Origin of the sequence: Streptomyces peucetius (assembly GCF_025854275.1) — a bacterium.
GTDB classification, from domain to species: domain Bacteria; phylum Actinomycetota; class Actinomycetes; order Streptomycetales; family Streptomycetaceae; genus Streptomyces; species Streptomyces peucetius_A.
The window spans coordinates 3,855,168-3,874,718 of sequence record NZ_CP107567.1; the positions used below are offsets into that span (position 1 = coordinate 3,855,168).

Sequence of the window (19,551 nt, forward strand, 5' to 3'; positions counted from 1 at the left end):
CTTCGCGACGGGGGCCGCCTCGTTCCTACAGGGGTGGCCGGTTATGGACGCGGGCTGTTGATCCACCGTCCCATCAGGCACTTCGGACAACGAGGATTCATGACCAGATCCCACCAAGCCCGCCTGTGGCGCTCCGTGTTCGCCGCGGGAGCGGCGATCGCTGTCACCGCCGGCGTCGTCGCCGCCGCTCCCGACGCCGACAAGGCGAAGACCGGGCCGACGTTCCGTCTGATCGCCGCTTCCAACGCGGTGACACTCGACTCGTGGAAGGATGAACCCGGCGTCTACCTGGACCTCGGGACCTACCTCACCGCAGAGAACAGCCCCCTCGAAATCAAGGTGACCCGCAAGTCCTACAAGGACCCGGTCGTCGCCACCCAGATCATCCGCCAGGGCAAGAGCGTCCGGACCAAGACGCTGCCCGCCGGGCTGGTCAAGGACTTCTCGGGGCTGCCCGGCTTCATGAGGGTCACGATCAGCGACGCCGCCGGCAAGACCGTGCTGGCCAAGAGCGAGTCGTTCTGCCCCAACAACGCCTCCGGCCGGGTACGCCCCGACGCCCCGGCCAAGTCGAAGTATCCCGAGAGCTGTCCGGTGAATCCCTTCACGCTCGGCTCGGTGTGGGGTGTCGAGAACGGCTGGGCGTCCAACACGTACTCCGGCTACTACTCCGAGCCCGTCGCCCTCAAGCCCGGCAAGTACACGGCCAGGGTGTCCGTGGCGAAGCGCTACCGCGACCTGCTCGGCATCGCGGCCAAGCCGCAGACGATCAAGGTGACCGTACGCGAGCGCAGCTGGGAGGAGGGCGCCGCACGGGCGTCGGCCGCCGGAGGTCATGCAGGAGGACATGAAGGACACGCGTCCGGACACTCCGCACCCAGTGGCCACAGCGGCCACGACGCCATGCGCCCCGCCGCTCCCGCGGCACCCACGAGCGGCGCCGGTCCGGCGTACAACGTGGGGCACGGCCCCTACCCGTCCGCTCCGCCCGCCGTCCCGTGGGCGGTGAAGAAGGCAGCCGGTCTACGGGCCGCCGCACAGGCCGAGGACGGGCTCGGACAGACCGACGGCTCCCGCCAGGCGCCGGCGCTGTCGCCCAACGGGAAGCGGCCGACGGGCAAGGCCTCCGTGCCGAACGTGCCGAAGCCCGACCTCCGCTCGCTGCCCGCCTACGGCATCCAGATCAGCGACGGCGGTGAAGAGGTCCCCGGCAAGGACTATCTGGCCTTCAGCGCCAACGTGTGGAACGCCGGTCCCGCGCAGCTCGTCGTGGACGGCTTCCGTTCCCCCGGCAAGAAGCTGATGGACGCCTACCAGTACTTCTACGACGCGAACGGCAAGCAGGTCGGCTACACGCCGACCGGCACCATGGAGTGGGACCCGCGGCCGGGACACGAGCACTGGCACTTCACCGACTTCGCCAGCTACCGCCTCCTCAAGGCCGACCAGAAGGAAGCGGTGCGCAGCGGCAAGGAGGCGTTCTGCCTGGCCAACACGGACGCCGTCGACTACACGGTGAAGAACGCCAACTGGCACCCGGAGAACACCGACCTGTCCACCGCGTGCGGCCAGGAGAACTCGATCTCCGTCCGTGAGGTGCTGGACGTGGGCTCCGGCGACACGTACACCCAGGACCTGCCCGGCCAGTCCTTCGACATCACCGGCCTGCCCAACGGCACCTACTACATCCAGGTGCTGGCCAACCCGGAGAAGCGCCTCAAGGAGACCAACCTGAACAACAACAGCGCGCTCCGCAAGGTCGTGCTCGGCGGCAAGCCCGGCGCCCGCACCGTGAAGGTGCCGGCCCACCACCTGGTCGACGCCAACTGACATCCGCACGACGGACGCCGGTCCCGGGGCATGTTCCCGGGGCCGGCGTCGCGCTTCCGCCGCCCCACGGGGCACATCGGGAGCGGATCTGCCGCCCCGGCGAACCGTGGGAGAAGTTGCCGCCGCGCCGTGTCGAGAATGCCGCACCGTCTCCGACGTCCCCTGTGAAAGTTGCCCACAGGGGGCGACCACCCGGCCAGAGGGAGCGGATCATGAAGTACCTGGTGATGATTCAGGGGACGCAGGCGGACTACGAAGCGACGCGTGGCAACGCCTCGGAGAACGCCCCCGTGTGGAACGAGAAGGACATGCAGGCGATGTTCTCGTTCATGCAGAGCATCAACGACGACCTCGCCGAGTCTGGTGAGTTCGTCGACGCGCAGGGCCTGGCGGAGCCCGCGCGGGCCCGGCACGTCCTGTCCGGCAAGGACGGCCGGCCGGTGATCACGGACGGGCCCTACGGCGAGACGAAGGAGGTGCTCGCCGGGTACTGGGTCCTGGACTGCGAGAGCCTGGACCGCGTGACGGAGATCGCGACCCGCATCACCCAGTGCCCGGTCCCCGAGGGCACCGTCGAGTACCCCGTGGTGATCCGGGAGATCATGGAGGGCGGAGGCGACGTGTGCTGACTCCCGCCGAGGTCGAGTACCTGCTGCGCCTCCACGCGCCGCAGGTACTCGGCGCGCTGGTGCGCCGCTACGGGCACTTCGACCTGGCGGAGGACGCGGTCCAGGAGGCGCTGCTGGCGGCGGCGCAGCAGTGCCGGAGGGCGGCCCGCCGGACAACCCCCGGCGCTGGTTGATCCGGGTCGCCTCCCGCCGTCTGACGGACCTGCTGCGCAGCGAGGAGGCACGCCACCGCCGTGAGGAGACGGCGGGCCGGCCGGCCCCCCGCGACGCCTTCACCGCGCCGCCGCCCGGTGAGGGACGCGCACCGTCCGAGGACGACACGCTCACCCTGCTCTTCCTGTGCTGCCACCCGGAGCTGAGCCCGCCCGCGCAGATCGCGCTGACGCTCCGGGCGGTGGGCGGTCTGACGACGGCCGAGATCGCGCGGGCGCATCTCGTTCCGGAGGCGACGATGGCGCAGGGGGCACCTCCCATGCCGAAGGCCATGGGGGAGGATCAGCCGGGCGAAGCAGTGGATCAGAGGGGTGCCGTTCCGGCAACCGGGGCCGCAGGACCGCGACGACCGGCTGGCCGCCGTGCTCCAGGTGCTGTACCTGATCTTCAACGAGGGATACACGGCGACCTCCGGCCGCGATCTGCACCGCGCCGACCTGGCGGCGGAGGCGATCCGGCTGGCCGCGCCGTACGCCGGCTGCTTCCGCGGGAGGGCGCGGTGAGCGGGCTGCTGGCTCTGAAGCTGCTCACCGAGGCCCGCGGCGCGGCCCGCACGGGCCCGCACGGCGAGCTGGTCCCGCTCGACGAGCAGGACCGTACGCTCTGGGACCGCGCGGCGATCGCCGAGGGCACGGCCCTGGTGGAGGAGGCGCTGGCGGAGGGGCTGGCGGGCCCGTACCAACTGCAGGCGGCGATCGCGGCGTTGCACGACGAGGCCCCGCGCGCCGAAGACACCGACTGGCCGCAGATCCTCGCCCTGTACGACCTCCTCGTGGCCCGCGCCCCCGAACCGATGGCACGGCTCGGCCGGGCCGTCGCGACGGCGATGGTGCACGGTCCGCGCCGGTCTCGCCGAAGTGGCCCGTCTGGAGGACCGGCTGGCCGGCCATCACCGGCTCGACGCCGTACGGGCGCATCTGCTGGAGCGGGCGGGTGATCTGGAGGAGGCCGAGGCGGCGTACCGCACTGCGGCGTCGCACACCCTGAGCATCCCCGAGGCGCGCTACCTACAGGCCAGGGCGGCCCGCCTGCGCCGGTGACCCCGCGGGCGGACGCGCCGGCCGCCTCACTGGCGGCGCACCTGCCACGGGGTGATCATCGGGGCATGAGAGCCACGATCCACCTCGCCCAGCAACCGGAGGCCGACGAACTGCTCGGCCGCAGTCCGCTCGCCGCCCTGATCGGGATGCTCCTCGACCAGCAGATCCCCATGGAGTGGGCGTTCACCGGCCCCTACACGGTGGCGCAGCGCCTGGGCACCGGCGATCTGGACGCCGCCGAGATCGCCGCGTACGACCCTGACGCCTTCACCGGGCTGCTGACGGAGAAGCCCGCGGTCCACCGCTATCCGGCGTCGATGGCCAAACGGGTGCAGGAGCTGTGCCGGTTCCTCGTCGACGAGTACGACGGCGACGCGAGCGCCGTCTGGTCGGACGCGCGGAGCGGGGCGGAGCTGCTGGCGAGGCTGAAGGCGCTGCCGGGCTTCGGCGAGCAGAAGGCGCAGATCTTCCTGGCGCTGCTCGGCAAGCAGTACGGCGTACGGCCCGAGGGCTGGCGGGAGGCCGCCGGTGCCTACGGCGAAGAGGGCGCCTACCGGTCGGCGGCCGACATCACCGGGCCCGAGTCGCTCGCCCGGGTCCGGGCGTACAAGCAGGAGAAGAAGGCCGCCGCGAAAGCGGCCAAGGCCGCACAGACCGCCCGGACGGTGAAGGCCACGAAGGCCGCGGGCACGGCGAGGTCCACCGGGTCCGCGAAACCGCCCAAGGAGCCCTGATGAACAGCGTATTCATGTGGATGGACAGCTTCCGTATGCGAATGGGCCGAAATGCGCCATGAGTTACGGCACAGGTGTTCACAGCGGCCGCAGAGATCGCTAGCTTCCCTTCAACCCTCGTTCACATCGGGAAGGACCTCTGTGAAGGCAACCCATCGCAGAGCCGTGGCCACCATGGCCGCAGCCGCACTCGCGACCCCGCTCCTGCTGGCATCCGCCTCCCCGTCCGCCGCGCGTCAGGACCCGGGCGACCGGGCCGCGAAGGACGCGTCGAAGCTGGCACGGAAGCTGGTCCAGAAGTCGTCCGCGGACGACGCATTCGAGCACCTCGAGAAGTTCCAGCAGATAGCGGACAGCACGGGCGGCCACCGCGCCGCCGGATCGCTCGGCCACGACGCGTCGGCCGCGTACGTGTACCAGCAGATGAAGAAGTACGGGTACGACGTCTCGTACCAGCGCTTCTCGTTCATCTACACCGAGACCCTGGCCGAGAAGCTCTCGGTCGTCTCGCCGGCGCCCCGCGACATCGAGATCGCGGCCATGACGTACACCAAGTCCACCCCCGTCGGCGGCATCAAGGCCGATGTGGCGGCCGTGCCGGTGGACGACACGACCGGCTGCGAGGCGGGCGACTACGCGTCGGGCACCTTCACCGGCAAGATCGCGCTGATCAAGCGCGGCGGCTGTACGTTCGCCGCCAAGCAGGCCGCCGCGGCCGACGCCGGCGCGGTCGGGGCGATCGTCTACAACAACACCGAGGGCTCCCTCTCCGGAACCCTGGGCGACCAGGCGTCCGCGAAGATCCCGACCGGCGGCATCACCCGGGCGGACGGCGAGAAGCTCGCCGCAGAGCTCGCCAAGGGCCCGCTGAACGTCTCCTTCGAGATCCGCGAGCTCCAGGAGGAGCGCAGCACCAACAACGTGATCGCTCAGACCCGCCGGGGCAACGCCGCCAACACCGTGATGCTCGGTGCGCACCTCGACTCCGTGACCGCGGGCCCCGGCATCAACGACAACGGCTCCGGCTCCGCCGGCCTCCTCGAGGTCGCCGAGGAGCTCGCCAAGCGGGAGAAGCAGCCCACCAACAAGGTGCGCTTCGCCTGGTGGTCGGCGGAGGAGAACGGCCTGCTCGGCTCCGAGCACTACGTCGCGAACCTCAGCAGCCTGGGCAAGAAGGAGATCAAGCTCTACCTCAACTTCGACATGATCGCGTCGCCCAACTACGGGCTCTTCGTCTACGACGGCGACGACTCCGACGGCGTGGGCGCCGGCGCGGGCCCGGCGGGCTCCGCGCAGCTCGAGCGCGACATCAACGAGTACCTCGACAAGCAGGGCACCCCGCACGAGGGCACCGACTTCACCGGCCGCTCCGACTACGGGCCGTTCATCGAGGTCGGCATCCCGTCCGGCGGCACCTTCACCGGCGCCGAGGGCATCAAGACCGAGGCGCAGGCGAAGAAGTTCGGCGGCGTGGCGGGTCTCGCCTACGACCCGAACTACCACGCCGTCGGCGACGACATCAGCAACATCAACATGAAGGCGTTCGCCGTCAACATCGGCGTCATCGCCAACGCCGTGGGCACCTACGCGCACGACATCAGCTCGCTGCGCAAGCCGGTCACGACCGTCCCGACGGACGGTGACGCGGGCAGCGGCGGCGGTCTGCACGACGGGCACGACCACGAGGTGACCGAGTAACACCCCGGCCCGGCTCACACCGGTACGGCTGCGGCGCGCCGCGGGCACGACGCCCGCGGCGCGCCGTCTCCGTTCCCGCCACCCGGGCGCGGCGGCCGTCCTTCCCGCGCGGCGCGGCCGCTCCCGTTCCCGGGTGCGGCCCTCTCCGTACCCGTCACCCGCCCGGCCCGTCCGCCCGGAGCCGCCGGACAGGGCCGGCCCCACTCCTTTCGGGCGAATCAGCCGCACGGCGGGCGGCGGCGCGAGGACCCGTTTTCCCGGTTTGCAAAGTTTTGATCGGGATCGTGCCGCGGTTCCATGGCTGCACCATGAGGCTCTTGACCGGTAGGCTTTCCGTGTGATCTTCAAGCGCATCGGTAACGGGCGGCCGTATCCCGACCACGGCCGGGAAAGCACCCGGCAGTGGGCGGATGTCGCGCCGCGCCCGGTCCGCCTCGATCAGCTCGTGACCACCAAGGGCCAGCTGGATCTCGAGACGCTGCTCGCGGAGGACTCGACGTTCTACGGCGACCTCTTCGCCCACGTCGTGAAGTGGCAGGGCGACCTCTATCTGGAGGACGGCCTGCACCGGGCCGTGCGCGCGGCCCTTCAGCAGCGGCAGGTGCTGCACGCCCGCGTGCTCGAGCTGGGCTGAGCCAGGCCGCCGCAGGCGGTCGCCCGCTGCTTTGAATCGGCTCCTCCGCAGGGCGGCCGCTGGTCCTTTCGGGGGCGTTTCGGCACCGTACGGGCGCAATCCGCTGATCGTTTAGTAGGCATAGCCACCGAGCGGCACTACGCTGCGCCCATGAGCATGCTGACTCCCCCCGGCATGGGCGGAAAGTACCGCATCACGGGCGACAAGTACCCACGAATGCGACGCCCCCGGAGCCGCCGCAGGATCGTATTTGCGGTGGTCGCCGCGGTGACCGCGCTGGGCCTGGCCGGCTGGGGGACGCTGCAGCTCATCGACGCGTTCACCGGCGGCGGCGAGAAGACCGCCGCGAGCGCGCGCGGCGCCGCCTGCAAGCCCGGCCCGTCCCCTTCCGCCGCGCCCCCGCCGCCGCTGCCCCGCCAGATCACGGTTAACGTCTACAACGCGACACCGCGCTCCGGTCTGGCCAAGTCCACGGCCGACGAGTTGAAGAAACGTGGCTTCAAGATCGGCAAGGTCGCCAACGCGCCCGCCACGTACGACAAGAAGGTCCCCGGCACCGCCCTCTTCCTCGGCGCGGCGACCGCGCAGGACGGAGCCTTCCGGGTGCTCGGCACCCAGGTGCAGGGCTTCCAGGCGAAGACCGACACCCGCAAGACGGCGGACATCGACCTGATCATCGGCACGGCCTTCAAGGCGCTCGACCCGAAGGCCAGTGCGGACGTGGCCCTCACGGCCCTGACCAAGCCGGAGCCGGTTCCGTCCGGAAAGTGCTGAGGAACGGCGGAAGGGCCGGGAACCGTCCCGGCCCTTCCTGACGACGACGGCACGAACGCCCCGCGAAGGGACCGGACGCCGCGCGAACGGACTACTCGGCCGACCCGTACATACGGTCACCCGCATCGCCCAGGCCCGGCACGATGTACCCGTGCTCGTTCAGGCGCTCGTCCACCGAGGCGGTCACCACGGTCACCGGCGTGCCCGCCAGCTCGCGCTCCATCACCTCGACGCCCTCCGGCGCCGCCAGCAGCACGACGGCGGTCACGTCGTCCGCACCGCGCCGGATCAGCTCACGGATCGCCGCGACCAGCGTGCCGCCGGTCGCGAGCATCGGGTCCAGTACATACACCTGGCGGCCGGACAGGTCCTCCGGCATACGGGTCGCGTACGTCGACGCCTCGAGCGTCTCCTCGTTGCGGATCATCCCGAGGAAACCCACCTCGGCGGTCGGCAGCAGCCGCACCATGCCGTCGAGCATGCCCAGACCGGCCCGCAGGATCGGCACCACCAGCGGCCGCGGGTGGGACAGCTTCACCCCGGTCGTGCCCGTCACCGGGGTCTCGATGTCGACCTGTTCGGTGCGCACGTCCCGGGTGGCCTCGTACGCGAGCAGGGTGACCAGCTCGTCGGCGAGCCGCCGGAAGGTGGGGGAGTCGGTGCGCCTGTCGCGCAGCGTTGTCAGTTTGTGCGCCACCAGCGGGTGGTCGACGACGTGGATCCGCATGCCGTCAACAGTAGCCCGCGCTCGCATCAAGGACGGGTCCGGAGGGAAGGTGGAGAGGTGTACCCCCAGGCGACGGGGTCGAGGGCGGTACGGAAGCAGCCGTGGGGTGGTGTGGCGATGCCCGAGTCAGAGCCGGAGCACGAAGAGGAAACCGCGACCGACGCGGAGCGCCGCAGGCGACGCGCCCAGTTCCTGCGCGAGCTGAACGAGGCCAAAGCGCTGCGCGACCGCGTCCAGCCACGGCGCGCCAGGGCCGCCCGGATGCGCCAGCAGATGCGTATGCGGACGTTCCGCTGGTAGCCCGTCCCACGCCCGTCCCATGGACACCGGTAAGAACTGATGGCCGACGCAACGACGGAAGACCTCTCGCAACGCGGCTCTTTCTGCCACGATTCCGAGTGGGCGGGGCACGACGCAACGCACCGCCGGTCGTCACACCTCTGATCAGTGGGAGAGTCACGGTGTACTTCGCCGCACTGCTCGCGCGCACTCATGACGGGTGGGAAGCGAGCGACACAGAGCTCGACGATGTGGAGACCCTGTCGGATCTGACCGACCTGGCCCGTGAAGCCTCGGTGGACGAGGACACGGTGCTCGTCTTCATCGAACAGGAGGACGCCTGGTTCGGCGTCCTGCGGGTCGAGGGCGAGGAGGATCCCCGGATCTTCGTCTCGGACGCGGCCGCGGCCGCACGCTCCTCCTATGGGGAGATCCTCACCAACGAACTGCTCGGCGGGGACGACGACGACCCCGCCGACGACCTGGACTCGCTGAACCTCGACGGCACGGAGGACGGAGAACCGGAGGAGGACGAGCAGAGCACGGTCGACGTCCCCGCCCAGGGCGGCGAGACGGTGCCGGCCGGCCCGGTCGGCGACCGCGAGATCCTCGCCGACCTCGGACTGTCGGAGAAGGAACTGCTGACACTGGACACCGACGCGCTGATGGAGATCGCGGACGCGCTCGGTGCGGGCGAGGTGCTGGAGACCGTGCGCTAGTGCCCCGGCAGGCAGACGAACAGGAACCGGGACGTCCCGCGGGGCCGGTGCCCGGTGGCGATCCCGTACGCGGTCCGTGGGAGGCGACGATGCGCCTCGCCCTCGGCGAGGCGGACCGTGCGGCACGGGGCGGCGACGTGCCGGTCGGTGCCGTCCTGCTGGCCGGGGACGGCACGATCCTCGCCGTGGGCCACAACGAGCGTGAGGCGACGGGAGATCCGACGGCTCACGCCGAGGTGCTGGCGATACGCCGGGCCGCCACCGTCCTCGGCGAGTGGCGGCTGACCGGCTGCACGCTCGTCGTGACGCTGGAACCGTGCACGATGTGCGCCGGCGCGATCGTGCAGTCACGGGTGCAGCGCGTGGTCTACGGCGCCCGGGACGAGAAGGCGGGCGCGGCCGGTTCGCTGTGGGACGTCGTACGGGACCGGCGCCTCAACCACCGGCCGGAAGTCGTCCTCGGGGTGCTGGAAGAGGAGTGCTCGCAGCAGCTGACGGCGTTCTTCCGCGACCGGCCGGGCGACCGCTGACCGGTGCCCGGGCGACGCCTCGAGGTCGCACCCCGGAACCCGGCCGGCGGCCCGCGCGACGGCCGGGGCGTGGCGAAGAAGGCGTCCGGGAAACGGCGCGGAGGCCGTCCAGGGCATGGCGCGGAGGGCGTTCGGGGCACGGCTCGGAGGGCGCCGCGACGCGGCTCGGACCCGTGGGCCGGGCCCTTTCCCAGAACCGATTTCAGAGCACGGGCCACCTTGGGCTAGGATCTCTCCCGGTAGCGTGTCCGAGCGGCCGAAGGAGCTCGCCTCGAAAGCGAGTGTGGCGCAAGTCACCGAGGGTTCAAATCCCTCCGCTACCGCTCTTGTCGAAGGGCCCCGGTGCGATGCACCGGGGCCCTTCGCCTTGTCCCGGCCCGGGCCGCCCCGGCCGCTCGCGCCCCATGAAGATCCTGTCCGAAATCCGCTCGGCTAGACTCACGCGACGCGTGGCCGGGGCAGGGGCAGGGACAGCAGGGGAGACAGGGGCCGATGGTGCAAGCCAAGAAGATAGCCGTCTACATCGTCGTCGTCTTCATCCTGTGGACGATCATCAAGACCCCTAAAGAGGCCGCCGACCTGGTGGAAGTAGGGTTCGAAGGGATTTCGAACGCCGCACAGGGCGTCGGAGAGTTCATGACCGAGCTCGTCACCTAGGGCCGGTCAGGCCAAGCAGGGAGTGCCCCCTTGATCCGCCATCTGGTTCTCTTCAAGCTCAACGAGGGCGTCGGGCGGGACGAGCCGCGTGTCGTCGCCGGTGTGAAGGCCTTCCAGGAGCTGGACGGCGTCGTGCCCGAGCTGGAGTTCTGGGAGTGCGCCTGGAACATCACCGACCGGCCGATCGCCTACGACTTCGCCATCAACTCGGCCGTGGCCGACAAGGACGCGCTGAAGCGCTACATCGAGCATCCGGCCCACCAGGCTGCCGCCGGACAGTGGCGCGAGTTCGCCACGTGGGTGATCGCCGACTACGAGTTCTGAGGACCGTTCCGCCGGCCCCTCGCCCGCTGGGGCGGGGGGCTTTTCGGTTTTCCATCCCAACGCGACGTCAACACGGCGTTATCGGGTGCTTGCACACGGTGGACATGTCTTGTGATGCTATGACCGCTTTTGACGAATGAATTGACCGTAAATGACCGCAAAGGGGTGGCTTGACCGTGTCGGCCAGTACTGCGCCTCAGGTGCCACCTCAGAACGAGAGGCCGGACGACACCGCACCCGCCGCGAAGCCCGCGCGGCGCGGCGCCGACACCCGCGCCCTGACCCAGGTGCTGTTCGGCCGCCTCAAGGGGCTGGAGGCGGGCACCGCGGAGCACTCCAGGGTCCGCGCGGCGCTCATCGAGGCCAACCTCCCGCTGGTGCGGTACGCCGCCGCCCGCTTCCGCAGCCGCAACGAGCCGATGGAGGACGTCGTCCAGGTCGGCACGATCGGCCTGATCAACGCCATCGACCGGTTCGACCCGGACCGCGGGGTGCAGTTCCCCACGTTCGCGATGCCCACGGTGGTCGGCGAGATCAAGCGGTACTTCCGCGACAACGTGCGCACGGTGCATGTGCCGCGCCGGCTCCACGAACTGTGGGTGCAGGTCAACGGGGCGACCGAGGACCTGACGACGGCCCACGGCCGCTCCCCCACGACGGCCGAGATCGCCGAGCGGCTGAAGATCGGTGAGGACGAGGTGCTGGCCTGCATCGAGGCGGGCCGCTCGTACCACGCGACGTCGCTGGAGGCGGCTCAGGAGGGTGACGGCATGCCGGGCCTGCTGGACCGGCTCGGCTACGAGGATCCGGCGCTGGCCGGCGTCGAGCACCGCGATCTGGTGCGCCACCTGCTCGTGCAGCTGCCGGAGCGGGAGCAGCGGATTCTGATGCTCCGCTACTACAGCAACCTGACCCAGTCCCAGATCAGCCAGGAACTGGGTGTCTCCCAGATGCATGTGTCGCGCCTGCTGGCGCGAAGCTTCGCTCGGCTTCGTTCCGCAAACAGGATCGAAGCGTAGCTCGAACGGGTAGAGACTCCTGGATCACTGACGTAGCCTCAAAAGCCTTGTACCCCCTGCTTCCTGGGCATTTTTGCGTGATACTTGTCGACATGTCACTACAGCGTGTTGCCGACATGTGACATTCTGCTGGAACCGCGTTTGCCGCAGCCTCGCCGCCGGTATTCAGGTGGAGGCTGCGTTCCTCAGACGGTCGCGGCCACCGCGACCGTCCGCGACCTCAAGGGGGTGGCATGTCCGTAGAACAGGGCAGCTCGAAGGTGCTCACTCGCGCGCCAAGCGCGCCCGCACCTGCCGAGTCCGGCAGCTCGGAAGCCATCGACACCCGCACTCTCTCCCGCTCCCTGTTCCTGCGGCTGCGCGCCCTGGACTGCGAGGGCGCGGCCGACGACAGCCCGGAGCGCACCTATGTGCGCGACACCCTCATCGAGCTCAACCTCCCCCTCGTCCGGTACGCGGCGGCGCGCTTCCGCAGCCGCAACGAACCCATGGAGGACATCGTCCAGGTCGGCACGATCGGGCTGATCAAGGCGATCGACCGCTTCGACTGCGAGCGGGGCGTGGAGTTCCCCACCTTCGCGATGCCGACGGTCGTGGGCGAGATCAAGCGCTTCTTCCGCGACACCTCGTGGTCGGTGCGGGTGCCGCGCCGGCTCCAGGAGCTGCGCCTCGCCCTCACCAAGGCCAGCGACGAACTCGCCCAGAAGCTCGACCGCTCGCCGACCGTCCCCGAACTCGCCGCCGTCCTCGGGGTGTCGGAGGAGGACGTGGTCGACGGCCTCGCGGTGGGCAACGCCTACACGGCCTCGTCGCTCGACTCGCCCTCGCCGGAGGACGACGGCGGCGAAGGCTCGCTCGCGGACCGGCTGGGGTACGAGGACTCGGCGCTGGAGGGCGTCGAGTACCGCGAGTCGCTCAAGCCGCTGCTCGCCAAACTCCCCCCGCGGGAACGGCAGATCATCATGCTGCGCTTCTTCGCCAACATGACCCAGTCGCAGATCGGCGAGGAGGTCGGCATCTCCCAGATGCATGTCTCCCGGCTGCTGACCCGCACGCTCGCGCAGCTGCGGGAAGGGCTGATCGCGGACTGAGGTCCGTCACCGGGGTTCCTTACTGACGGCCCGTCAGCCACACTGGCGCGATGCGACGACGGACCGGCCCGGGGATCGTGGCGTCGGCGCTCTGCCTCTGCGGAGCGCTGACCGCGTGCGGCGGTGGCAGCAGCGACGGTGACGTGGCGCTCGGCGCCGCGGGCGCCGGGTCCGACGGGGCCCCGACGGCCGCGGTGCCACCGAAGGGCAAGGTCTCGCTCGCCCCGCTGGACGGGGTGCGTGACGGGCCCGCCGCACCGGCCGCGAAAGCGCCCGGCAAGACGCCCGGCAAGAGCTCCGACGCGTCCGGCCGGACGACGGGGCAGCAGGGCGACAGCGGACAGCACCGGGCCGGTACGGGGGACAGGAGCGGTACGAACGGCTCCGGGCAGCCGGAAGACGGCGGACCTCAACTGGCGCCGGGCCCCGACGGCACGCCGGGCACCCCTGCCCCCTCGCCTTCCCCGAAACCGCCACCGACCCCGCCCGCACCCGCGCCGCCCGACCCGGAACCGGGCCCCACGGGCCCCGCCGTGCTCCGGCTCGGCGAGCCGGTGCGCGAGGCCCTGGACAAGCGGTGGTGCGAGAAGGTGACCGTGGAGTTCCGCAACAGCGGTGGCACCGCCGCCACCTCCGGGACCGTCACGTTCGCCACGCACATCATCGGTGCGCTCGGCATCGACTGGGCGACGGTCGAGTCCCGGCAGCCCCTGCCCGCGCCGATCGCACCAGGAGCCGTACGAAAGCGGACGTACACGGTCTGCGTCGAGGCCTGGCGGGTGCCTTGGGGAATGCACATGGAGACCCAGGACGTCACCGCGACCTGGAAGTGACCGGAGTTCGGCCGGAGCGGCGGGGGCGGGCCGGCCGGGGCCGGCCCCAGCGGGGCGGCCGGGGCAGCCGGGCGCCTCAGCCGAGGGCGAGCCAGGCGACCGCGCCGAGGACGACCACCGCCGCGATCACACCGGCGATCAGGCCGACGCGCGACGAGGACGACGCGGCCGGGGTCGCGGCCGCGCGGCCCTGGGGCGCGCCTTCGTCGACGAAGGCGCGGAACATCTGAGTGCTGCCCGCGGGGTCGTAGTTGCCCTCGGGGCCCTGGCCTTGGGGAGCATGGGGGTTGTGTGCCATGGCCCAGGACCCTAGCGAACGGCGGTGCCCGGCCCAACCCCGGGCGGACGCCGAGAGACACCGGGCACGGACATGACTTCCGCATGACTCTGCAGATGCAAAGCCTTTTGGGTTCCTTTACCCGTTCCAGTCCCTTTTCATTTGCCTGTAGCAACCAACGGCTTTTATCGTTGCCCTAAGCAACAAACACTGTGGAGGGGTCGTGGCCGAGCGCAGTCAGTACGAGGAGCTGGCCCGGCAGATCAGTGCCGTCGGAGCCGTGAAGCGCAGCCTCTCGCGGATGCTGCCCGCCGACTGCCCCTCCGGATCAGCCGCCGTACTGGCCCTCGTCGGCCGACACGGCGAGATGCGGATGAGCCGCCTCGCCGAACTGCTGGCCGTCGACATGTCGGTGACCAGCAGGCATGTGGCCCACGTCGTGGACCGCGGCTGGCTGGAGCGCTCCCCCCACCCCGACGACCGGCGCTCCCGCATCCTGCGGCTCACCGCCTCCGGCGAGGAGCTGCTCGGCGACCTCGGCCGCCGGACCGCGGACATGTTCGCCCACTGCCTCGAGGACTGGTCCGACGACGAAGTCGGACAGCTGAACGCGATGCTGGCCCGCCTCCGGGATTCCGTCGGGGACTGCCGGGCCCACGCCACCCGTACACCCGCACAAGACACGTAAGGAAGTTCATGGCTACGACCACACCGAACGGTGTGCGGGGCGGCCACGCCAAGCATGGCGGGCCGGCCGCCTCCGACGGCGCGGCGCCGATGACGCACCGGCAGATCATGGAGGCGCTGTCCGGGCTGCTGCTCGGCATGTTCGTCGCGATCCTGTCGTCGACGATCGTCTCCAACGCCCTGCCGGAGATCATCACCGACCTCGGCGGCGGCCAGAGCGCCTACACCTGGGTCGTGACCGCGTCGCTGCTGGCGATGACCGCGACCACCCCGCTCTGGGGCAAGCTGTCGGACCTCTTCTCCAAGAAGCTGCTGGTCCAGATGGCGCTGCTCATCTATGTGCTGGGCTCCGTGGTCGCCGGATTCGCGCAGAGTTCGGGCATGCTGATCGCCTGCCGCGTGGTCCAGGGCATCGGGGTCGGCGGACTGTCCGCCCTGGCGCAGATCGTGATGGCCGCGATGATCGCCCCGCGTGAGCGCGGCCGCTACAGCGGCTACATCGGGGCCGTCTTCGCCGTCGCGACGGTCGGCGGCCCGCTGCTCGGCGGCGTCATCACCGACACCGACTGGCTCGGCTGGCGCTGGTGCTTCTACGTCGGCGTGCCGTTCGCGCTGATCGCCCTGATCGTGCTGCAGAAGACCCTCAAGCTGCCGGTGGTCAGGCGTCAGGTCAAGGTCGACTGGTCGGGCGCGTTCTTCATCAGCGCCGCCGTCTCGCTGCTGCTGGTCTGGGTGACCTTCGCCGGCGACAAGTACGACTGGTTCTCGTGGCAGACCGGCGCGATGGTCGGCGGCTCCGTCGTCCTCGGCGCGCTCTTCCTGCTGGTGGAGTCGAGGGCGAGCGAGCCGATCATCCCGCTGCGGCTGTTCCGCAACCGCACCATCACGCTGGCCTCACTGGCGTCGCTCTTCGTCGGTGTCGCGATGTTCGCCGGCACCGTGTTCTTCAGCCAGTACTTCCAGCTGGCGCGGGGCGAGTCGCCGACCATGTCGGGTGTGCTGACCATTCCGATGATCGGCGGCCTGTTCGTCTCGTCGACCGTCTCCGGTCAGATCATCACCAGGACCGGCCGCTGGAAGGCGTGGCTGGTGGCCGGCGGCGCACTGGTCACCGCGGGCCTCGGTCTGCTGGGGACCATCCGGTACGACACCGAGTACTGGCACATCGCCGTCTTCATGGCCGTCATGGGCCTCGGACTCGGCATGATGATGCAGAACCTGGTGCTCTGCACCCAGAACCAGGTCGACCCCTCCGACCTCGGCGCGGCCAGCTCGGTCGTCACCTTCTTCCGGTCCCTCGGCGGCGCGATCGGCGTCTCCGCGCTCGGCGCGGTCATGGCCAACCGGGTCACCGACTACGTCAAGGACGGGCTCGCGGAACTCGGCCCCGAGGGCGCGGCCCTCGGGCACGGCGGGACGGCCGGCGGCGGCATCCCCGACCTCGACGCCCTGCCCGGTCCAATCCGCACGGTGATGGAGACGGCGTACGGCCACGGGGTCGCCGACATCTTCCTGTACTCGGCTCCCTTCGCGCTGATCGCGCTCGTCGTGACGGTCTTCATCAAGGAGGTCGCCCTGAAGAGCAGTTCGCCCAACGACAAGTCCCCCGCGGTGACCGAGGCCCCCGAGGCCGTGGCTGCCGCAGAGGCCCCCGCCCCGGCGCAGGCGGTCGAGACCGAGCCGGTCGGCGCCGTGACCTCCGGGATCGCGGTGCACGGCGTGGTGCGCGGGTCGGAGGGCGCCGCGGTGCCCCGGGCGGCGGTCACGCTGATCTCACCGGCGGGCCGGCAGATCGGGCGCTCCGTCGCCCAGGCCGACGGCGGCTACACGCTGGACGCGCCGGGCGCCGGCTTGTACGTGCTGATCGCCTCGGCCGACGGCTTCCAGCCGCAGGCCTCCACGGTGGTCGTCGCCGACGAGCCGCTGGCCCACGACGTCCTGCTCGCCGGTACGAGCGGTCTCACGGGAGTCGTACGGGCCGCCGACGGCGAAGGACCGGTCGAGGGCGCGATGGTCGTGGTCACGGACGTGCGCGGCGATGTGCTGGCCACCGGTACGAGCACCGAGGACGGCGAGTTCGCCTTCACCGAGCTGGTGCCCGGCGCGGTGACGGTCGCGGTGAGCGCCGCCGGCCACCGGCCGCTCGCGCTGCCCGTCGAGATCGGCGGCAGGGGCGTGACCCGGATGGAGGCAGTGCTGCAGGCCGGTGCCGTGGTCAGGGGCACCGTACGCGCCGGGGCCGCCCGCCGACCGCTGGCCGACGCACGGGTGACCCTCGTGGACGCCGCCGGGAACGTGGTCGCCAGTGCCACGACCGGTGACGACGGGGCGTACGCCTTCGCCGACCTGGACGCGGGCCAGTACACGGTCATCGCGACCGGATACCCCCCGGTGGCGGGTCAGCTGACCGTGACCGGCCGTGGCGTCGACGGCCACGAGATCGAACTCGCCCACCCGGGCGAGTGACAGGCCCCCGGGCGGGCGCTCGTTCTCGGCGGAGACGGGCCGCCCGCCCGGCGGAGACGGGCCCCGGTGACGGGGCGGCAGGCAGGGGACGGCCGGCCGCCCGGGTCCCGGGGCCCGAGCAGTTGTCGAGCGACGCTTCCGGCGGGCCCGTGGGGGCCGGGAAATGAAACGGGATCGATGGGCATGGGACATCGCGCACAGGGACTTCGCGCACAGGTACGGACCCGCGACGGCCGGGCGGTCCCGCACACGGTCGTGACCGTGACGGACACGACCGGCGCACAGGTGCTGCGGGCGTGGGGGCACCTCCCAGGCCGAAGGCTCTGGGGGACGGCGCCGACGGCACGGTCAGCGACCCGACCGCGCTGCCCGCCGGGCCGTACACGGTGATCGTGACCGCGCTCGGCCACGCTCCGGTCGCCTCGACCGCGCTGGCACGGCGAGCGGACGGGTGGACGTGGGCACGGTCGTCCTGGCCCGCCGGGGCGGGATGGAGCTGCCGCCGCCGGGAACGTGGTCGCTGGACCCGGCGCACTCGTCGGTGGGCGCCACCGCGCAGCACCTCGGGATCTCCAGCGTGCGCGGACGCTTCACCGAGTTCGCCGGGCGGATCGAGATCGCCGAAGACGTGGAGCGCTCGCGGGTCGACGCGGTGATCTCGGCCGCCTCCATCGACACCGGCAAGGGGCTGCGCGACAAACACCTGAGGTCGCCGGACTTCCTGGACACCGAGCGGTTCCCGGAGATCACCTACCGGTCCACCGCCCTGACCCCGTCCGGGCCGGACAGCTGGCGGGTGCGCGGTGAGCTGTCGCTGCACGGCGTCGTGCGCGAGGTCGGCCTGGACCTGACCCACCTCGGCACCGGGCCCGACCCGTGGGGCGGTGTCCGGGCCGCGTGCCGCGCCACGACGGAACTGCACCGCGAGGACTTCGCGATGAACTACAACCAGGTGGTGCAGGCCGCCGGCATCTCCGCCATCGGGACGACGCTCAGGGTGGAGCTGGACACCCAGGCGGTGCAGGGCGCCGAACTCCCGTAGGGTGCGCGCCATGGCACGCCACATCGCCACCAACACCAGGGTGGAACTCGACCAGTTGCTGGACTTCGTGCGCCCCCGCCACCGGGCGGTCCTGCTGACCCGCCGTGCCGACGGCTCCCCGCAGGGCTCCCCGCTGACCTGCGGGGTGGACGACGCGGGCCGGATCGTCGTCTCCACGTATCCGGAGCGGGCGAAGACGCGCAACGCCAAGCGGGACGAGCGGGTCAGCCTGATCGTCCTCTCGGACGACTGGAACGGCCCCTGGGTGCAGATCGACGGCACGGCGGAGGTGATCGACTCCCCCGATTCGGTGGAGCCGCTCGTCGAGTACTTCCGCAACATCTCCGGTGAGCACCCGGACTGGGACGAGTACCGCAGGGCGATGGTCGAGCAGGGCAAGTCGATCATCCGGGTAACTCCGCGGCGGTGGGGCCCGATCGCCACCGGCGGCTTCCCGGCCCGGCTCGCCGAGGACTGAGGCGCCGCGCCGGGCGGGGCGGGCGGCTACGGGCCGGGCGGCTACGGGCGGGACTTCTCGACCATCGCCTCGATGCCCGCGACCAGCAGGTCGAGGGCGAACGCGAAGTCCCGCTCGCGCATCTCCGCCACCGTGTCGCCGCCCCGCGCCTCCATCAGCGTGTCCGCGTAGGCGAAGCTCTCGCGGTACCGCGGCTGTTCGCGGATCAGCCGCATGGCCCGATGGTGGTACTCGTCCTGGCTCAGCCCTGCCGTCGCGCAGCGCTCCACGAAGTGCCCCTCGATGGTGCCGAACCCGTAGACGAACTGGAAGACGGCGCTGAGCCCGCCCGTCTGACCGTGCGGCGGGAGACCGGTGTTGCGGACGATCCGCTCGGCCACCTGGGCGAACTCCAGCGAACGCGGTCCGATGTTCAGATACGTGCCGATCAGCGGCGACACCCACGGATGCCGGACCAGCAGGGCCCGGTAGCCGGCGGCCAGCGCGCGCAGCTGGTCGCGCCACTCGTCCGCCGCGTCGGTGGCCGGCAGCTCCACCGTGCCGAAGACCGCGTCGAGCGCCAGTTCCAGCAGGTCGTCCTTGGTGTCCACGTACCAGTAGACCGACATCGCGGTGACGTTCAGCTCCGCGGCCAGCTTCCGCATGGAGAACCTGGCCGCGCCCTCCGCGTCGAGGAGCCGGACCGTGGCGGCGATGATCTTGTCGCGGTCCAGGCCGGCCGGCTGCGTCGGCCTGCGGCCCCGCTCCGCCTTGCCCTCGAGCCAGACGCTGGTCCTCGTGGGGCTCTTCGTGCGGTCGGCCGCATCCACCATCGCGCACCCTCCTTGTCGCCTCCGGCCGGGCGGACGGCGCCGGAACACACCCGTCCGC

20 protein-coding genes, 1 tRNA gene and 2 pseudogenes are annotated in these 19,551 nt (G+C 71.0%); 20 read left to right on the forward strand and 3 right to left on the reverse strand.

All coding sequences use genetic code 11. The annotated features are described in order from the left end of the window. Window positions 1-99: 99 nt before the first annotated feature. The 7 genes and pseudogenes from OGH68_RS17655 (at window position 100) to OGH68_RS17685 (ending at window position 7,552) form a co-directional block, all read left to right on the forward strand. Window positions 100-1,830, forward strand: coding sequence for a lysyl oxidase family protein (locus OGH68_RS17655; RefSeq protein WP_264245122.1), 1,731 nt, complete (start codon window positions 100-102; stop codon window positions 1,828-1,830). A 212-nt stretch (window positions 1,831-2,042) separates the two neighbouring features. Next, window positions 2,043-2,459: a YciI family protein gene (locus OGH68_RS17660; protein ID WP_264245124.1), complete on the forward strand. Its 417-nt coding sequence runs from the start codon at window positions 2,043-2,045 to the stop codon at window positions 2,457-2,459. Further along, window positions 2,453-3,712 (forward strand): annotated as a pseudogene (locus OGH68_RS17665) (RNA polymerase sigma factor). Before OGH68_RS17660 ends, OGH68_RS17665 begins: the two are co-directional and overlap by 7 nt. Before the next feature lie 65 nt (window positions 3,713-3,777). Next, complete coding sequence (locus OGH68_RS17670) at window positions 3,778-4,446, forward strand: HhH-GPD-type base excision DNA repair protein (RefSeq protein ID WP_264245125.1); 669 nt, start codon at window positions 3,778-3,780, stop codon at window positions 4,444-4,446. A 165-nt stretch (window positions 4,447-4,611) separates the two neighbouring features. After that, the gene (locus OGH68_RS17675; protein ID WP_264250139.1) at window positions 4,612-6,144 is read left to right on the forward strand and encodes a M28 family metallopeptidase; all 1,533 of its coding nucleotides are present in this window, start codon (window positions 4,612-4,614) and stop codon (window positions 6,142-6,144) included. Window positions 6,145-6,481: 337 nt separating this feature from the next. Continuing rightward, the gene (locus OGH68_RS17680) at window positions 6,482-6,778 is read left to right on the forward strand and encodes a type II toxin-antitoxin system VapB family antitoxin (protein ID WP_003955420.1); all 297 of its coding nucleotides are present in this window, start codon (window positions 6,482-6,484) and stop codon (window positions 6,776-6,778) included. A gap of 150 nt (window positions 6,779-6,928) precedes the next feature. Then, window positions 6,929-7,552: a LytR C-terminal domain-containing protein gene (locus OGH68_RS17685; protein WP_264245126.1), complete on the forward strand. Its 624-nt coding sequence runs from the start codon at window positions 6,929-6,931 to the stop codon at window positions 7,550-7,552. A 91-nt stretch (window positions 7,553-7,643) separates the two neighbouring features. Here the strand turns inward: OGH68_RS17685 and upp are convergent, their stop codons facing one another. Continuing rightward, window positions 7,644-8,279 (reverse strand): uracil phosphoribosyltransferase, encoded by a 636-nt coding sequence (upp, locus tag OGH68_RS17690; RefSeq protein ID WP_264245127.1) that lies wholly within the window; start codon window positions 8,277-8,279, stop codon window positions 7,644-7,646. Between the two features lie 117 nt (window positions 8,280-8,396). Between upp and OGH68_RS17695 the strand changes: the two genes are divergently transcribed. The 9 genes from OGH68_RS17695 (at window position 8,397) to OGH68_RS17735 (ending at window position 13,731) form a co-directional block, all read left to right on the forward strand. Beyond that, entirely contained in the window at window positions 8,397-8,579 is a 183-nt protein-coding gene (locus OGH68_RS17695; RefSeq protein WP_264245128.1) for a hypothetical protein, read from the forward strand. Window positions 8,580-8,740: 161 nt separating this feature from the next. Then, a complete protein-coding gene (locus tag OGH68_RS17700; protein WP_264245131.1) occupies window positions 8,741-9,277 on the forward strand; it encodes a hypothetical protein in 537 nt (178 codons plus the stop codon). Then, window positions 9,277-9,807 carry a tRNA adenosine(34) deaminase TadA gene (gene tadA / locus OGH68_RS17705; RefSeq protein WP_264245133.1) on the forward strand — a complete coding sequence of 177 codons (531 nt, stop codon included), beginning with the start codon at window positions 9,277-9,279 and terminating at the stop codon, window positions 9,805-9,807. The genes OGH68_RS17700 and tadA overlap by 1 nt, the downstream gene beginning before the upstream one ends. 238 nt (window positions 9,808-10,045) lie before the next feature. Further along, window positions 10,046-10,130 (forward strand) — tRNA-Ser (locus OGH68_RS17710). Window positions 10,131-10,299: 169 nt separating this feature from the next. Continuing rightward, a complete protein-coding gene (locus OGH68_RS17715; RefSeq protein ID WP_264245135.1) occupies window positions 10,300-10,464 on the forward strand; it encodes a hypothetical protein in 165 nt (54 codons plus the stop codon). Between the two features lie 30 nt (window positions 10,465-10,494). After that, the gene (locus OGH68_RS17720; protein ID WP_264245138.1) at window positions 10,495-10,788 is read left to right on the forward strand and encodes a Dabb family protein; all 294 of its coding nucleotides are present in this window, start codon (window positions 10,495-10,497) and stop codon (window positions 10,786-10,788) included. Window positions 10,789-10,964: 176 nt separating this feature from the next. Next, a complete protein-coding gene (locus OGH68_RS17725; RefSeq protein ID WP_264245140.1) occupies window positions 10,965-11,807 on the forward strand; it encodes an RNA polymerase sigma factor SigF in 843 nt (280 codons plus the stop codon). A gap of 233 nt (window positions 11,808-12,040) precedes the next feature. Then, window positions 12,041-12,898 carry an RNA polymerase sigma factor SigF gene (locus tag OGH68_RS17730; RefSeq protein WP_264245141.1) on the forward strand — a complete coding sequence of 286 codons (858 nt, stop codon included), beginning with the start codon at window positions 12,041-12,043 and terminating at the stop codon, window positions 12,896-12,898. 50 nt (window positions 12,899-12,948) lie between these two features. After that, window positions 12,949-13,731 (forward strand): hypothetical protein, encoded by a 783-nt coding sequence (locus OGH68_RS17735; RefSeq protein WP_264245143.1) that lies wholly within the window; start codon window positions 12,949-12,951, stop codon window positions 13,729-13,731. 76 nt (window positions 13,732-13,807) lie between these two features. On the opposite strand, the gene OGH68_RS17740 is transcribed toward OGH68_RS17735, so the two are convergent. After that, window positions 13,808-14,029, reverse strand: coding sequence for a hypothetical protein (locus OGH68_RS17740; protein WP_264245144.1), 222 nt, complete (start codon window positions 14,027-14,029; stop codon window positions 13,808-13,810). A gap of 202 nt (window positions 14,030-14,231) precedes the next feature. Here OGH68_RS17740 and OGH68_RS17745 point away from each other — a divergent pair, with 202 nt between their 5' ends. The 4 genes and pseudogenes from OGH68_RS17745 to OGH68_RS17760 all read left to right on the forward strand — a co-directional run bounded on the left by OGH68_RS17745 (window position 14,232) and on the right by OGH68_RS17760 (window position 18,681). Next, on the forward strand, window positions 14,232-14,696 hold the full coding sequence (locus OGH68_RS17745) for a MarR family winged helix-turn-helix transcriptional regulator (protein WP_264245146.1): 465 nt from the start codon (window positions 14,232-14,234) through the stop codon (window positions 14,694-14,696). Window positions 14,697-14,704: 8 nt separating this feature from the next. Then, complete coding sequence (locus tag OGH68_RS17750; RefSeq protein WP_264245148.1) at window positions 14,705-17,161, forward strand: MFS transporter; 2,457 nt, start codon at window positions 14,705-14,707, stop codon at window positions 17,159-17,161. A 183-nt stretch (window positions 17,162-17,344) separates the two neighbouring features. Continuing rightward, a pseudogene (locus OGH68_RS17755) lies at window positions 17,345-18,203 on the forward strand (YceI family protein). A gap of 10 nt (window positions 18,204-18,213) precedes the next feature. Further along, a complete protein-coding gene (locus OGH68_RS17760; protein ID WP_264245149.1) occupies window positions 18,214-18,681 on the forward strand; it encodes a PPOX class F420-dependent oxidoreductase in 468 nt (155 codons plus the stop codon). Window positions 18,682-18,722: 41 nt separating this feature from the next. On the opposite strand, the gene OGH68_RS17765 is transcribed toward OGH68_RS17760, so the two are convergent. Beyond that, window positions 18,723-19,493 carry a TetR/AcrR family transcriptional regulator gene (locus OGH68_RS17765; protein WP_264245151.1) on the reverse strand — a complete coding sequence of 257 codons (771 nt, stop codon included), beginning with the start codon at window positions 19,491-19,493 and terminating at the stop codon, window positions 18,723-18,725. Between the last annotated feature and the right edge of the window lie 58 nt (window positions 19,494-19,551).

Bases quoted from the DNA above. Each gene is read 5' to 3' on its own strand.
- OGH68_RS17655 (WP_264245122.1), top strand. From the start codon at position 100: ATGACCAGATCCCACCAAGCCCGCCTGTGGCGCTCCGTGTTCGCCGCG.
- OGH68_RS17660 (WP_264245124.1), top strand. From the start codon at position 2,043: ATGAAGTACCTGGTGATGATTCAGGGGACGCAGGCGGACTACGAAGCG.
- OGH68_RS17670 (WP_264245125.1), top strand. From the start codon at position 3,778: ATGAGAGCCACGATCCACCTCGCCCAGCAACCGGAGGCCGACGAACTG.
- OGH68_RS17685 (WP_264245126.1), top strand. From the start codon at position 6,929: ATGAGCATGCTGACTCCCCCCGGCATGGGCGGAAAGTACCGCATCACG.
- upp (WP_264245127.1), bottom strand. From the start codon at position 8,279: ATGCGGATCCACGTCGTCGACCACCCGCTGGTGGCGCACAAACTGACA.
- OGH68_RS17695 (WP_264245128.1), top strand. From the start codon at position 8,397: ATGCCCGAGTCAGAGCCGGAGCACGAAGAGGAAACCGCGACCGACGCG.
- OGH68_RS17715 (WP_264245135.1), top strand. From the start codon at position 10,300: ATGGTGCAAGCCAAGAAGATAGCCGTCTACATCGTCGTCGTCTTCATC.
- OGH68_RS17730 (WP_264245141.1), top strand. From the start codon at position 12,041: ATGTCCGTAGAACAGGGCAGCTCGAAGGTGCTCACTCGCGCGCCAAGC.
- OGH68_RS17735 (WP_264245143.1), top strand. From the start codon at position 12,949: ATGCGACGACGGACCGGCCCGGGGATCGTGGCGTCGGCGCTCTGCCTC.
- OGH68_RS17740 (WP_264245144.1), bottom strand. From the start codon at position 14,029: ATGGCACACAACCCCCATGCTCCCCAAGGCCAGGGCCCCGAGGGCAAC.
- OGH68_RS17750 (WP_264245148.1), top strand. From the start codon at position 14,705: ATGGCTACGACCACACCGAACGGTGTGCGGGGCGGCCACGCCAAGCAT.
- OGH68_RS17760 (WP_264245149.1), top strand. From the start codon at position 18,214: ATGGCACGCCACATCGCCACCAACACCAGGGTGGAACTCGACCAGTTG.
- OGH68_RS17765 (WP_264245151.1), bottom strand. From the start codon at position 19,493: ATGGTGGATGCGGCCGACCGCACGAAGAGCCCCACGAGGACCAGCGTC.